The organism is Fictibacillus sp. NRS-1165 (assembly GCF_050468105.1).
Lineage (GTDB): Bacteria > Bacillota > Bacilli > Bacillales > Fictibacillaceae > Fictibacillus_C > Fictibacillus_C terrinigri.
The window spans coordinates 1-12,407 of record NZ_JBDPNU010000075.1 but is presented as its reverse complement, the minus strand read 5'-3'; the positions used below and the strand labels follow the sequence as shown (position 1 = coordinate 12,407).

Here is a 12,407-nt window from a genome sequence, read left to right as displayed (position 1 = left end):
ACAATTGGGGTGCAGTTCACCAGCGGACGCTGTTTTTTGTTTTGTCGGGATGCAAGTTTAATTACACCTGTCAGAGACCACACTGAAATCGAGGTGGTCTTTATGAATAACATTCAAAAACGTATCGTGATAGCAGGTTCTCTTTTCCTTGCAGGCTTGCTTTTTCTGGCAGGTCGGCTGATTCAGATTCAGCTCGTCTCTACAGAGTCCTTTTCTAAACATAAAATTAATCTTATCGACCAGAGTGTCAGGCAAAGAACTCATTCTTTTACGATCAATGAAGGGCGGGGCCTGCTGCTCGACCGGAACGGTGAGATGATATCTGCAGAACTAAGGCCAGCGGTTATCTTGTTTCCCTTTTTAAAGGGGGAGGAGGGAGCTATTGATGAAGTGGCAAATGCGCTGGGCAAAAGCCCTTCTTTGATTCGAAGGTCACTGGAAGAACATGAAGAGCCCTTTGTCATTTCAGACGAAAAAGATCATATTACATCAGAAACCATGGACAAAATCAATAAATTAAAGCTGCCAGGAGTCTATGCTCATTATATTGCCCGAAATAAGCATTCGGAGTTTGCAAGTGCTTTGCTCGGTGTAACGGGACAGGCTCCAGAGGTCGTAAAGAAAAATTATAAAGACAAACTGGATAAAGGTATTGTTTCAATTAATACAAAAATCGGAAAAACAGGATTGCAGCAGGCATTTGACCCTTTTTTAATTTCCGAAGGAGAGACGAAGCTGATCTTTCATGTCGACCGTTCAGGATCTCCTCTTTTTGGATTGGATGTTAAGTACCTTGCACCATCCAATCCCTTTTATCCTGTAAGCGTGAAAACGACAATAGACAGTGAACTGCAGCACATTCTTGAGGATGCGGTGGATAAAAGCGGCATAAAAAACGGCGGAGCTGTACTTTTGGACGTTTCGAACAACGAGCTGCTTGGAATGGTAAGCCGGCCATACCATACCGGGCTCAGTAAAAACCAGATGGTGGCCAGACACGCACCAGGTTCTATATTTAAAGTTGTGACAGCGGCAGCTGCCATTGAAAATAAAGACCTTCAAAAGGGGAGGAACTTTGACTGTGACCTTGGAATCGATGGAAAAAGTGCGAAGCACCCTCTTGGAACTCTGGATTTTACAGCGAGTTTCTCGCAAAGCTGCAACCGAACGTTTGGAATGCTGGCTAATGAGATGATGGAAACAAATGACAAGATTATAGACGACTATGCCGACAAGCTTGGCTTAACGATAAGATCCGGATGGCACGGTCAAGTTTATCATTATCCGGAATTTAAACAATTTCCTGAAGAGGAGCAAGGAACCATTTGGGGTGACCGCTATGATCGAAATCAGCCTCTAGCTGTCTCTCAAACGGCGATCGGACAAAAAAATGTACAAGTGACGCCTTTATCAGTCGCAAACATGATGGCCGGAATCGCACGCGGAGGAAAAATGGAGGAAGTAAAAGCTGCTACAAAAATCCTCTATAAAAATGGCAATACCCTGCTTTCATTTCCGAATCACACACAGGAAAAGGGAATCGAGCCATACACGGCACAAAAGCTGCAGATGCTGCTTCGCGCCGTTATAACCGATCCAAAGGGAACAGGCAGAGCGCTGCAGAATTTGCCCTATACAGTGGCGGGAAAATCCGGTACGGCGGAAAAGGGGGATTCGAACACTTCAAATAAATGGTTTGCTGGTTATTTCCCTGCCGATCAGCCGAAATATGCACTCGTTGTCGTGGATTTTGACTACACAGACGTCAATACAACGGTTATTTCTGCTTATGCCGACATCGTCAACAAGATTTACAAAAATGATAAAGAAAAATAATGTTCTGCTACACACTCTAAATCTCAAACTTGTCGAATTCGTTTATCGTGGTAAAATTGATATAGCAAAACTTTAGAGGAGGTTTGTATGAGCAGAAAACAATACCGTTCTCGCTTTGAAAAGCGAAAACAAAACCGAACGTTAAACATTGCAATCGGAGTAGTTATACTATTGATCATAGTAGTAGGTGCCAACATCTTCATGAATGGTGGCAGCAGCCAGACGTCATCCACCCCTGCTCAAAGTGATCAGGACAAGAAAGATAAATCCTCTTCCTCTAAGACGGATTCAAAAAAGAAAGAGGACTCTATTGTCGTAGAGGAAGATAAGAACAAAGATTCTTCTGATCAGGATCAAAGCACTTCTTCACCAACCAATGACAGTGAAGATAAAAATAATGATGCTGCGGATAAAAAAGAAGCCGATAAATCTAAAGCCGATCAACCGGAAGGCGGAGGGCCGGATGGCCCATGGGAGCCCGTAGGAACATCACAAACAGGCTCCCACACCAAATCCTATGATAAAGGCACTGCCGACTGGAACGAGCAAACAAAGGCACTTTCTTATGCAACTGGCATACCGGCAGACCAAATGACCATTCTATGGCTAGGTAATGGCGGAGCACCGGACCAATCCGTCGGCAGGGTCCTTTCGAAAAAAGACGGAAGCCGTTACGAAGTACAGCTGAAGTGGGAAGATGGGAAGGGCTGGAAACCTACCAGCGTTACAAAAAATTAATACTCAAGCATTGGACAAGACCGGCTGAACGATTTTTCAGCCGGTCTTGTTTTATGAAGAATAGGAGGATGCCATTAATTGATTAATCCTCATTTCTATGGTATCTTGTAACCTGTAATGTTCTAATTCATAGTATGGTGATAGGAATTATATATTTTAAATAAATGGAGTGAAAAAAATGGGCAGAGAATTTATTTCATTATTTGATGAGTGGGCAGAATCATACGATCAATCAGTGACCGGGCAAGATAAAGAATACAAAGAAGTATTTGACCAATATGAAGAAATTCTGGAAGCCGTTGCTTCAAGAACCACTGGTACCGTTTTAGAATTTGGTGTGGGAACCGGTAATTTGACCGAAAAACTGCTCAATGCAGGCAGAACGGTCTATGGGATTGAACCATCGAAAGGAATGAGAGAAAAAACAAAGGAACGTTTTAACGAACTGCAGCTCTTTGATGGAGACTTCCTTTCATTTCCTAAGGTTCCGGAAGAGATTGACGCCATCGTAAGCACTTATGCATTCCATCATCTTACAGATGAAGAAAAAGACTCTGCCATCCAATTATATAGCCAGATTTTAAAGGAAAATGGTAAAATTGTATTTGCGGATACAGCTTTCATTAATGATGCGGATAGACAGGAAAGACATCGTATCGTAAAAGAACAAGGTTTTTTAAACTTGCTGCAGGACTTGCAGACGGAATATTACACTACGCTGGAAGTATTGAATGAGCTTTTTCAGAAACATGGATTTGAAGTGTCATTTGAAAAATTAAACTCCTACGTCTGGCTGATGGAAGCTGTTAAAACGAAAAAACAATAACAGAAAATATAATGGAGTTGTCGCTATGAAAATTGGAATTATCGGTGCAATGGAAGAAGAGGTCATCATTCTCAGGGATAAACTGTCACAAAGGCAGGACAAAACACTTGCTGGCTGTGAATTTTATACTGGAAAGATCGATGGCCTTGATATCATTCTCCTGAAGTCGGGTATTGGTAAAGTAAATGCCGCTATTGGAACTACGCTGATGATAGAGATGTATCAGCCTGATTGTATCATTAACACAGGGTCTGCGGGAGGCTTTCATAAAGACCTGAATGTTGGAGATGTCGTGATATCAACAGAAGTGCGCCATCATGATGTCGATGCAACAATCTTTGGCTATGAATATGGGCAGGTTCCGCAAATGCCGGCCTTTTATGTACCTGATGCTGATCTTGTTTCAATCGCTGTTAAGAGTGCAAAAAAGGTTAGCGGGATTCAAGTAGCAAAAGGACTGATCGCTTCAGGTGATTCATTCATGAGTGATCATGACAGAGTAGAATATATCCGGACCAAACTTGCGGGACTATATGCAGCAGAAATGGAAGCTGCAGCCATCGCTCAGGTCGCCTACCAGTTTGATGTGCCATTTGTCATCATTCGTTCTCTTTCAGATATCGCAGGCAAAGATGCACGTGTTTCATATGACCAATTTTTAAATACCGCTTCCAAGCACTCGGCTGAATTGATTTTATTTATGATAGAGGAGTTGAAACATAATGGTTAAAAAAATGAATGTAGAAAGCTTTAATCTTGACCATACTAAAGTAGCAGCGCCGTATGTGCGTCTAGCTGGAACCACCCAAGGAAAAAATGGGGATGTTATCCATAAATATGACATCCGCTTCTGCCAGCCAAACAAAGATCACATGGATATGGCCGGGCTTCATTCCATCGAACATCTAATGGCAGAAAATATCCGTAACCACCATGATTCAGTTGTGGACATCAGCCCAATGGGCTGCCAAACCGGATTCTATCTTTCGGTGATTAACCATGACAACTATGATGAGATCCTTGATGTGCTGGAAAAAACATTGCAAGATGTCCTTAAAGCGCAAGAAGTACCTGCCTGCAACGAAGTACAGTGCGGTTGGGCTGCTAACCACAGCTTGGAAGGTGCAAAGGAAATTGCTGAAAAAATGTTAGCGAAAAAAGATGAGTGGAACAAGGTGTTTGCTGAATAAGAGGAGTAAGTGCTATGACGGTTTATAAAAATATACATGAGTTGATCGGCCATACACCCATGGTCCAGTTGACTCAATTTCCATTGAGGAATGGGGTCCGGCTGTTCGCCAAATTAGAATATTTTAACCCTGGAGGCAGTGTAAAAGACAGGCTGGGCAAAGAACTGCTGGACGAGGCGTTCCGTACAGGAAAGCTTGTCGAAGGCGGTACCATTATTGAACCCACCGCGGGCAATACTGGGATCGGCCTGGCCTTGGCTGCGATAAACCGGGGAATTAATGTCATGTTTGTTATTCCTGAAAAGTTTAGTACGGAAAAACAGGATATTATGAGAGCGCTTGGTGCAACGATCATTAATACGCCAACAGAGGAAGGAATGAAGGGAGCCATCAAGGAGACCGAACAGCTTCTTTCAGAAATTCCAGACTCCTTTACTCCAGCTCAGTTCTCGAACCCCGCCAACCCCTCCACGTACTATAAGACGCTTGGACCGGAAATTTGGCAGGACTTAAATGGTGAAGTTGATATCTTTGTTGCCGGTGCAGGCACTGGCGGTACTTTCATGGGAACTTCACAGTTTCTGAAAGAAAAGAAACCTGAGATCAAAACGGTCATTGTAGAGCCTGAGGGTTCCATTTTAAACGGCGGCCAGTCAGGCCCTCATAAAACGGAAGGAATCGGTATGGAATTTTTGCCAGGCTATATGGATGCCTCATATTTTCAAGCGATCCATACGGTGACTGATACAGATGCATTTGCGAGAGTAAAGGAACTGGCACAAAAAGAGGGCATTCTTGCTGCGAGTTCTTCTGGGGCTGCTCTTCATGCCGCTTTACTGGAAGCTGAAACAGCTCCTGCAGGTTCGACAATCGTTACCATCTTTCCCGACGGAAGTGACCGATATTTAAGCAAAAAGATATATGAGGGGGGCATTTAACATGAAACGAAAAACCAAATTGATTCACGGCGGAATTCCGGGTGATCCGGCTACAGGCGCTGTGTCATTTCCGATTTATCAAGTAAGTACTTACAAACAAGAAGAAGTGGGAGTTCATAAAGGATATGAATATTCCAGAACAGGAAATCCGACTCGTTTTGCTCTTGAGGAACTCGTAAAGGATTTGGAAGAAGGAAAAAAAGGCTTTGCTTTTGGCTCAGGAATGGCAGCCATTACTGCTGTTATGATGTTGTTCAGTTCAGGTGACCATGTCATCCTGACTGACGATGTATATGGAGGAACATATCGCGTTGTATCCAAAGTGCTTAACCGAATTGGAATTGAAGCTACTTTTGTTGATACAACCGATCTCGATGCCGTAAAAGAAGCGATCAGGCCAAACACGAAAGCACTTTATGTTGAAACGCCGACAAATCCATTATTAAAGGTAACCGATTTAAAAGCCGCTTCCCAAGTGGCGAAGGAAAATAACCTGTTACTTATTGTCGACAATACATTCAGCACGCCTTACTGGCAAACACCAATTACATTAGGCGCTGATATTGTTCTTCATTCTGCCACCAAATATCTTGGAGGGCACAGTGATGTTGTTGCCGGTATAGTCGTCGTCAACGATGATAAGTTGGCTGAAGACCTTCACTTTGTACAAAACTCTACTGGCGGAATTTTAGGGCCGCAAGACTCATGGCTTTTGATGAGAGGAATTAAGACACTCGGTCTTCGTATGGAAGCCCACGAGGCAAATACCAAGAAAATTGTAGAGTTTCTATCCAGCCATCCAAGTGTTGAAAAAATTTATTATCCAGGTTTGGAAAGCCATCCGCAGCATAGCATTGCAAAATCTCAGGCTGGCGGTTTTGGCGGTATGGTATCATTCGATGTTGGAAGTCGAGAGAAAGCCGCACAAGTGTTGAAAAAGGTGCATTACTTTACCTTGGCAGAGAGCCTTGGAGCAGTAGAAAGCCTGATCTCTGTTCCAGCTCAGATGACCCATGCATCCATTCCAGCACAACGGAGAGCAGAGCTGGGCATCACTGATGGTTTAGTCCGCATCTCAGTCGGCATTGAAGATGTTGAGGACTTGATTGAGGATTTGAAGCAGGCACTTCAATAGGATGTAAACTCCCGGCAGAGTTAAACCGGGAGTTTTTTCATATTTTTGTCAAATATTACGAGGCCAGCATCTCTCTGATATATGTTATTGTAAGATAAGAGGTTAGGAGGCTGGTTAAGTAATGGATTCAAAAGTTATTCGAGAGATTAAAGTTAAAATTCAGGATTATCAGCATTACGGAATTGTCCTTTTATCATTAAGTTCATTTCTTTACCTAGGAACTGTGATTCCTTTTGCAGGGAAAGATACGACAGATGCGATTGTCTGTGGCTCAGCTTCCCTGGCAGGCCTTGGTTTCACCGCTCTTATGTACTATCAAGCGAAGCGATTAAAGAAACGTTTACAGGAATACCAATAAATCAAAAATCCGGCAGCCATCACGGCTGCCGGATTTTTCATTTAAATATTATGTTCATATACCTATGAATGTACCGATGCATAACAGAAGGCCAAAGCCTAAATGAAGCATTGCGGTAAGTCCAAGTGCTTTGTTGAGTTCTTTCGGCTCCCATGTGCGTGCAGCTATTCCTACTGCTTTTAATGCAATCGGCAGGGAAATAAAGGCGATTAAACTCCATGCGGGAAGCAGTGATGCGAAAACGAGCAGCAAGAGAATAATATACGTGCCAAGCATTAAGAGGTAATACTCGATTCGGGCTCCTTTTTTGCCGATCAATCCTGCGACCGTTATCTTATTGATCAGTTTATCCGTATCGATGTCTCTCAGATTATTGGCTTGCAAGATGGCCATGATCAAGAACGCATTAGGAAGGGAAATAAGTACGGTTTCCCAGTGTACGGTAAGCGTCTGGACATAGTAAGAGCCCAGTACAGCCAAAACACCGAGTGTCGTTCCGGAAGCGAATTCCCCAAACCCATTGTAGGCCAGGGCAAATCGGGTCGCCGTATAAAAGTACCCGATCATCAATGAAGGAATTCCAATATATAAAATAAAGCTGCCTGTAAGGCCAGCTAAAATCAGCCCGACTAAACTTCCTAAACCAAAAAAGATGAGTCCTGTAATATGGACTTGCTCAGGAGTCATTTCTTTGCGGTCAATAACTCCTGAAGGGCTGAGTGAGCCAGGCTGGTCAGCACCTTTTTTATGATCAAAATAGTCGTTCACCAAGTTGGTTCCGCACTGCATGAATACCGCGCCAGCAAGTGTTAATAAAAAGATTCCCCAGTTGATCTCCGTCCACTTCATAGCAAGTATGGTACCGAAAATCACGGGTATGATAGAAGCCGTCAATGAAAATGGCCGGGTAGAAGCCAATAAAGTCTTAGGGCTTATCATAGTTGTTCCCCCTATCTTACGAATGACTAATTATAACGCATATCCATTATAAAACAAATGTTTGTGAAAAGGTACACATAATGCTCATTTCTTGTTCATTAAATAGAGTGAAAAATCCGCTGAACAACAGGTATCTTTGAGCACGATGGTGCATATAAATAAATTGTTTGGTAAAAGAGGTTTACAAGTTACCAGGTTGTGGTTATAATTACCATGTAAGAAAAATCAGAAATTAGCAAAGGAGGTCGGACACCATGATGAAATGGATGACAATTTCAGCAATGCAGCAATTGAATAAAATCTATCGATGTTCGGCCGTTGGACAGTAGTCTTTTTTAACTATTTTTTGGATAAAAAAGCGCCGCAGGCTGAACGATGCCTTGTGGCTTTTTTGTGCCCATTTTTGGGTTGGCTGCAGGGATCTTGTACCTGCGGCCTTTTTTTATAAACATCGGAGTGAGGGAGGAGAGAAAAATGATGATAAGTATTGCTTTGTTGACCTGGTTCTCTTTGGAGAAGGATATGACTTGTTGATTTAAATTAAAGGAGGAATTTCATTGTTTACACTACAATTAATTTTTGGGACTGTTACCGTTACATTTAAACGAAGAATGAGAACCCACATTGAACTGGCCCATCAGCACGCAGTGAATGAGAGATTTGAAGCAAGCCGGGATAAAGTAGTGAATACCGTACTAACATTTTAGGTCTGTTAGACAAAAAATTGATGGAGGGATGATAAATGATGATAAAAAGACACCTGGCATTTCTAAATTGGATCTTAACGGAGAAAGATACGACCTGAAAAGATAACCAGGAAGGAAAGGAGGAACCTGAATGTTTACACTAAACCTTTTCTTTGCTACGATTACCATTTCATTGAAGAAGAAAGAAATGACGTACGAAGATTATTTGCACCAGCAAAATGTAAATGAGCTATTCCATGCTGCTCATGGAAAAGCGATGGACACGAATTACATTCGATAATTGATCCTGAAAAGCCCTGCCATGCACAAATCATAGTGCGCGGCAGGGCTTTTACTGTAGAATGTAGATATAAACCTTAAAACAAGCTGATAAAAGGGTGAAACATTTCATGAAAAAAAACATCCATTGCTGTGCAACGTGCATCAATTTCAAGGCTTCAAAAACAGGGCAGGGAATGAAATATGAATGTACAAGACTTTGGTACGAAACCAAGCCCACTTATCAATTTAACTGCTGGGAACCAAAGGAGCACGTTAAAAAATGGCTGGATAAAGCATAGCTTTACCAGCCCCTTCCGGCACCGCCTCCCCCAGAAGAACCGCCTCCACCTCCTCGCCGGCCGCCGCCTCCACCGCCTCTGGAAATGATAGAGAGGATCATGTAAGTCAGAAACCCATTAAAAAATTTCACATCCAAAAAAATGACGACTGCGATGATAATAATGTAAAACCACGAAAAGGGATCTTTTTTCTTCTCTTCAGAGGGAGGGCCGTTCCCTTGCCCTTTATATTCTTGTTTGATTTCTTTAGCGAGAGCTTGATACGTTTGTGTAACTGCCAATTCTGGCTTTCCTCGTTTCAGATAGGGAATGGCATTCTCGTCCAGAATTCTGCCGGCTTTTCCGTCAGGAATGGCTCCTTCGAGGCCGTACCCGACTTCAATCCTGATTTTCTTCTGTGACATGGCGACGACGAGCAGTACTCCATTGTCTGCTTTTTTTGTCCCCAGCCCATATGTTCGATAAGCCTTATTCGCATAGTCCTCTATGGGCTCGCTGCCAATCGAGTCAACGGTCAGTACAGCAAGCTGTGCGGTCGTTTCGTCTTCCAGCTGTCTGCCCATTGACTGCAATTGGGACCGTTGCTGCTGATTTAAAATATGGGCGTTGTCCTGAACATAAATATCTCCCGATGGAGCCGGAATCTTTGCTGCTGATACCGGTTCTCTTGCTGTCAATATGGTGAAAAAGAGAAACACCATGAGAGAGAGGGAGAATTGTTTGGAAGACATTATCCGTTTCCTCCAAAGTCTACCTTTGGTGGCTCTTTTGCGTTGGCATTGGCTTTAAAGTATTCCTTTTCATCAAATCCTCCTATCCCTGCAATTAAAGCACCAGGAAATCGTTTCACTTTTTTATTATAGGAAGCGACCTCTTGGTTGTAATCTCTTCTAGCGACAGCGATGCGGTTTTCGGTGCCTGCAAGTTCATCCATGAGCTGTGTAAACTGTTTATCGGCTTTGAGGTTCGGGTACCGCTCCTGAATGACTAGAAGCCTGCTCAAGGCACCGGTTAATTGATCATTGGCTTGTGCTTGTTCCTGGGTGGATTGTGCACCGGCGAGGCGGGCACGTGCATCCGAAATATCCTTTAAGACTTTCTTCTCATGTGAAGCATAGCCTTTGACCGTATTCACTAGGTTAGGCACCAAATCGACACGCCGCTGAAGCTGGGTCTCAATCTGCGAGTAGGACTGATTGACGTCCTCTTCCTTGTTGACAAAACCGTTGTAGCTTGCTGCAAACCAAATTCCGATAATACCTATGATGATTACAGGCCATACCCAGCTTTTCTTCATATGTACACTCCTTCAATAATTTTACATTAATTTTTAGTTTTCCCCTATCTTATGATTTAAAAACAGAAAATATGGCTTAGCATTAATCTGATTAATCTTGTTAAAAAGAGGGTAAACACCCTATGTAGACGGATAAATAACGAAGGAGGAATTGAAAATGAATGAAGACCAAACAAAAGGAAAGATGGATCAGATCAAAGGTGAAGCAAAACGAGGGCTAGGCAAGCTCACCGGAGATGAAACGACTGAAGCGGAAGGAAACAAAGATAAAGCAAAAGGTAACCTCCGTGAAGGTTTTGGAGATGCTAAAGAAAAAGCATCAGATAAAGTGAACAGCCTGTTTGATAATCAAAGAGATTAAGAAAAAGGGAAACAAGGCCAGTGGTGAGCGGGCCTTGTTTTTTTGCAAAAAAGCGTGGGGACCGGCATTAAATGGGCTAATTATACCTAAAAATAACGAGCACTTCGTCTTATTGTCTTTCTGCTGATCCGTATGTAACATTACCTTATTAAGGTAATAAGGGAGGCACATACGTGTGGGTCGATTTATATTAAAATGCATCACATCGCTTTTCTTGCTCGCTTTACTCTATCCGATCAGTACGGTTAAAGCTGAAAGCTCAGTCAAACTCGTTTCTGATACTCCTTTAAATGAGCGTTTACATGAGATTGTTTTGAGCAGCTCGGCACTAGGCAAGGAAACCTCTTTACGTGTATTGCTTCCTTCTGGTTACGATGAGCATCCTGACGTCAAATACCCAGTATTATATTTGCTGCACGGCTGCTGCGGTGACTATAAGGCATGGACGGCTAGAACGGATATTGAGAAGTTTACGGAAAATATGCCTCTTGTCATTGTTATGCCAGACGCTGGAAAAGGAGCGAGCTATTCAGATTGGTATAATAATGGCGCTTATGGAACACCCCAATGGGAGAAATACCATATCAATGAATTGATTCCTTGGATAGAACAATACTATCATGTGAATACCACCCGGGAAGGACGGGCAGTTGCCGGCCTTTCCATGGGTGGATTTGGTTCCATGTCTTATGCGGCACGGCACCCTGATTTGTTTGCTGCAGCCGCCTCTTTTTCCGGAGTTCTTGATACGAATTTGGATCCGGATTTTTTGGATAAAACAATTTTTCAAAATCAAGAAAAAGTGCCCCCGGGGACCGTTTGGGGAGAACGAATTAGTCATGAAATCATTTGGAGGACCCATAACCCATGGGATTTGGCAGAAAACTTGGCAGGGGTGGATCTCTCGATCTATACCGGGAACGGAGAGGCAGGAGGCCCTCTGGATGGCGGGGTGGAATCCCCGGTAGAAAAAACGGTCTTCAATATGTCTGCGAGTCTTCATAATCGATTAGAGGAATTGGATCTTCCTCATGTTTGGGAAAGCTATGGGAATGGATCTCATACATGGGGATACTGGCAGAGGGATCTGCACGAAACACTTCCGAGGTTTATGGAAAAATTCAGGAATCCCTCGAGCAGACCTGTCCCATTTTCATATAAGACAGCAGAGAATTCTTTTACTGTCTATGGTTGGCAGGTAAAATTCCAGAGGGAAGACATGGAGTTCGCACGGCTGTCTCAAGTCTCAAAGCAAGGCTTTAGTATTACCGGTTCGGGGGCAGCAACTATTACAACAGCTCCTTGGTTTAAACCTAATACACGATATAAAATTTATGGCATGAAGAAATACAGTGCGAAAATCATTAAATCCGACCGTCAAGGAAGATTGCATCTAAATGTGGGCTTCTCTAATAAGAAGCCAAAAGAAAAGAACAGAACCATTTCCATTACTTTTAAACCATTGCGGTAAACCCATAGAAAAACGCCCCCTAAATGGGGCGTTTCAGCTTGTAGACAAAGT

At 43.0% G+C, this 12,407-nt stretch carries 16 protein-coding genes; 13 read left to right on the top strand and 3 right to left on the bottom strand.

What is annotated here, in order from left to right:
* From ABHN01_RS23195 to ABHN01_RS23160, 8 genes are all read left to right on the top strand, one after another.
* Nucleotides 1-1,836, top strand: a 1,836-nt coding sequence (locus ABHN01_RS23195) for a peptidoglycan D,D-transpeptidase FtsI family protein (RefSeq protein WP_429877504.1), incomplete at its 5' end; no start/stop codon positions are given.
* An 87-nt stretch (nt 1,837-1,923) separates the two neighbouring features.
* The gene (locus tag ABHN01_RS23190; protein WP_290398876.1) at nt 1,924-2,574 is read left to right on the top strand and encodes a YrrS family protein; all 651 of its coding nucleotides are present in this window, start codon (nt 1,924-1,926) and stop codon (nt 2,572-2,574) included.
* A 178-nt stretch (nt 2,575-2,752) separates the two neighbouring features.
* Nucleotides 2,753-3,400 carry a class I SAM-dependent DNA methyltransferase gene (locus ABHN01_RS23185; RefSeq protein ID WP_429877503.1) on the top strand — a complete coding sequence of 216 codons (648 nt, stop codon included), beginning with the start codon at nt 2,753-2,755 and terminating at the stop codon, nt 3,398-3,400.
* Between the two features lie 25 nt (nt 3,401-3,425).
* Complete coding sequence (mtnN, locus tag ABHN01_RS23180) at nt 3,426-4,130, top strand: 5'-methylthioadenosine/S-adenosylhomocysteine nucleosidase (RefSeq protein WP_429877502.1); 705 nt, start codon at nt 3,426-3,428, stop codon at nt 4,128-4,130.
* Complete coding sequence (locus ABHN01_RS23175) at nt 4,123-4,590, top strand: S-ribosylhomocysteine lyase (RefSeq protein WP_429877501.1); 468 nt, start codon at nt 4,123-4,125, stop codon at nt 4,588-4,590. Before mtnN ends, ABHN01_RS23175 begins: the two co-directional genes overlap by 8 nt.
* Nucleotides 4,591-4,604: 14 nt before the next feature.
* A complete protein-coding gene (locus ABHN01_RS23170; RefSeq protein WP_429877500.1) occupies nt 4,605-5,528 on the top strand; it encodes a PLP-dependent cysteine synthase family protein in 924 nt (307 codons plus the stop codon).
* Between the two features lies 1 nt (nt 5,529).
* Nucleotides 5,530-6,663: a bifunctional cystathionine gamma-lyase/homocysteine desulfhydrase gene (locus tag ABHN01_RS23165; protein WP_429877499.1), complete on the top strand. Its 1,134-nt coding sequence runs from the start codon at nt 5,530-5,532 to the stop codon at nt 6,661-6,663.
* A gap of 121 nt (nt 6,664-6,784) precedes the next feature.
* The gene (locus ABHN01_RS23160) at nt 6,785-7,021 is read left to right on the top strand and encodes a YrhC family protein (protein ID WP_429877498.1); all 237 of its coding nucleotides are present in this window, start codon (nt 6,785-6,787) and stop codon (nt 7,019-7,021) included.
* Nucleotides 7,022-7,075: 54 nt separating this feature from the next.
* Here the strand turns inward: ABHN01_RS23160 and menA are convergent, their stop codons facing one another.
* Entirely contained in the window at nt 7,076-7,960 is an 885-nt protein-coding gene (gene menA, locus ABHN01_RS23155) for a 1,4-dihydroxy-2-naphthoate octaprenyltransferase (protein WP_429877497.1), read from the bottom strand.
* Nucleotides 7,961-8,517: 557 nt separating this feature from the next.
* Between menA and ABHN01_RS23150 the strand changes: the two genes are divergently transcribed.
* The 3 genes from ABHN01_RS23150 (at nt 8,518) to ABHN01_RS23140 (ending at nt 9,227) form a co-directional block, all read left to right on the top strand.
* Nucleotides 8,518-8,667 (top strand): hypothetical protein, encoded by a 150-nt coding sequence (locus ABHN01_RS23150; RefSeq protein ID WP_429877496.1) that lies wholly within the window; start codon nt 8,518-8,520, stop codon nt 8,665-8,667.
* A gap of 130 nt (nt 8,668-8,797) precedes the next feature.
* Entirely contained in the window at nt 8,798-8,947 is a 150-nt protein-coding gene (locus ABHN01_RS23145) for a YrzI family small protein (RefSeq protein ID WP_429877495.1), read from the top strand.
* A 109-nt stretch (nt 8,948-9,056) separates the two neighbouring features.
* The gene (locus ABHN01_RS23140; protein ID WP_429877494.1) at nt 9,057-9,227 is read left to right on the top strand and encodes a hypothetical protein; all 171 of its coding nucleotides are present in this window, start codon (nt 9,057-9,059) and stop codon (nt 9,225-9,227) included.
* Nucleotides 9,228-9,229: 2 nt separating this feature from the next.
* On the opposite strand, the gene ABHN01_RS23135 is transcribed toward ABHN01_RS23140, so the two are convergent.
* Both ABHN01_RS23135 and ABHN01_RS23130 read right to left on the bottom strand, forming a co-directional pair.
* Complete coding sequence (locus ABHN01_RS23135) at nt 9,230-9,958, bottom strand: TPM domain-containing protein (protein ID WP_429877493.1); 729 nt, start codon at nt 9,956-9,958, stop codon at nt 9,230-9,232.
* Nucleotides 9,958-10,524, bottom strand: a complete 567-nt coding sequence (locus tag ABHN01_RS23130; RefSeq protein WP_429877492.1) for a LemA family protein — start codon at nt 10,522-10,524, stop codon at nt 9,958-9,960. Before ABHN01_RS23130 ends, ABHN01_RS23135 begins: the two co-directional genes overlap by 1 nt.
* A gap of 157 nt (nt 10,525-10,681) precedes the next feature.
* Between ABHN01_RS23130 and ABHN01_RS23125 the strand changes: the two genes are divergently transcribed.
* A complete protein-coding gene (locus ABHN01_RS23125) occupies nt 10,682-10,885 on the top strand; it encodes a CsbD family protein (RefSeq protein ID WP_429877491.1) in 204 nt (67 codons plus the stop codon).
* Between the two features lie 175 nt (nt 10,886-11,060).
* Nucleotides 11,061-12,356: an alpha/beta hydrolase gene (locus ABHN01_RS23120; RefSeq protein WP_429877490.1), complete on the top strand. Its 1,296-nt coding sequence runs from the start codon at nt 11,061-11,063 to the stop codon at nt 12,354-12,356.
* Nucleotides 12,357-12,407 lie beyond the last annotated feature (51 nt).

Excerpts from the sequence above, each read along its gene's own strand:
- ABHN01_RS23135 (WP_429877493.1), bottom strand. The coding sequence starts at position 9,958 with ATGTCTTCCAAACAATTCTCCCTCTCTCTCATGGTGTTTCTCTTTTTC.
- menA (WP_429877497.1), bottom strand. The coding sequence starts at position 7,960 with ATGATAAGCCCTAAGACTTTATTGGCTTCTACCCGGCCATTTTCATTG.
- ABHN01_RS23185 (WP_429877503.1), top strand. The coding sequence starts at position 2,753 with ATGGGCAGAGAATTTATTTCATTATTTGATGAGTGGGCAGAATCATAC.
- ABHN01_RS23130 (WP_429877492.1), bottom strand. The coding sequence starts at position 10,524 with ATGAAGAAAAGCTGGGTATGGCCTGTAATCATCATAGGTATTATCGGA.
- ABHN01_RS23125 (WP_429877491.1), top strand. The coding sequence starts at position 10,682 with ATGAATGAAGACCAAACAAAAGGAAAGATGGATCAGATCAAAGGTGAA.
- ABHN01_RS23175 (WP_429877501.1), top strand. The coding sequence starts at position 4,123 with ATGGTTAAAAAAATGAATGTAGAAAGCTTTAATCTTGACCATACTAAA.
- ABHN01_RS23140 (WP_429877494.1), top strand. The coding sequence starts at position 9,057 with ATGAAAAAAAACATCCATTGCTGTGCAACGTGCATCAATTTCAAGGCT.
- ABHN01_RS23145 (WP_429877495.1), top strand. The coding sequence starts at position 8,798 with ATGTTTACACTAAACCTTTTCTTTGCTACGATTACCATTTCATTGAAG.
- ABHN01_RS23165 (WP_429877499.1), top strand. The coding sequence starts at position 5,530 with ATGAAACGAAAAACCAAATTGATTCACGGCGGAATTCCGGGTGATCCG.
- ABHN01_RS23170 (WP_429877500.1), top strand. The coding sequence starts at position 4,605 with ATGACGGTTTATAAAAATATACATGAGTTGATCGGCCATACACCCATG.
- ABHN01_RS23190 (WP_290398876.1), top strand. The coding sequence starts at position 1,924 with ATGAGCAGAAAACAATACCGTTCTCGCTTTGAAAAGCGAAAACAAAAC.
- ABHN01_RS23160 (WP_429877498.1), top strand. The coding sequence starts at position 6,785 with ATGGATTCAAAAGTTATTCGAGAGATTAAAGTTAAAATTCAGGATTAT.
- mtnN (WP_429877502.1), top strand. The coding sequence starts at position 3,426 with ATGAAAATTGGAATTATCGGTGCAATGGAAGAAGAGGTCATCATTCTC.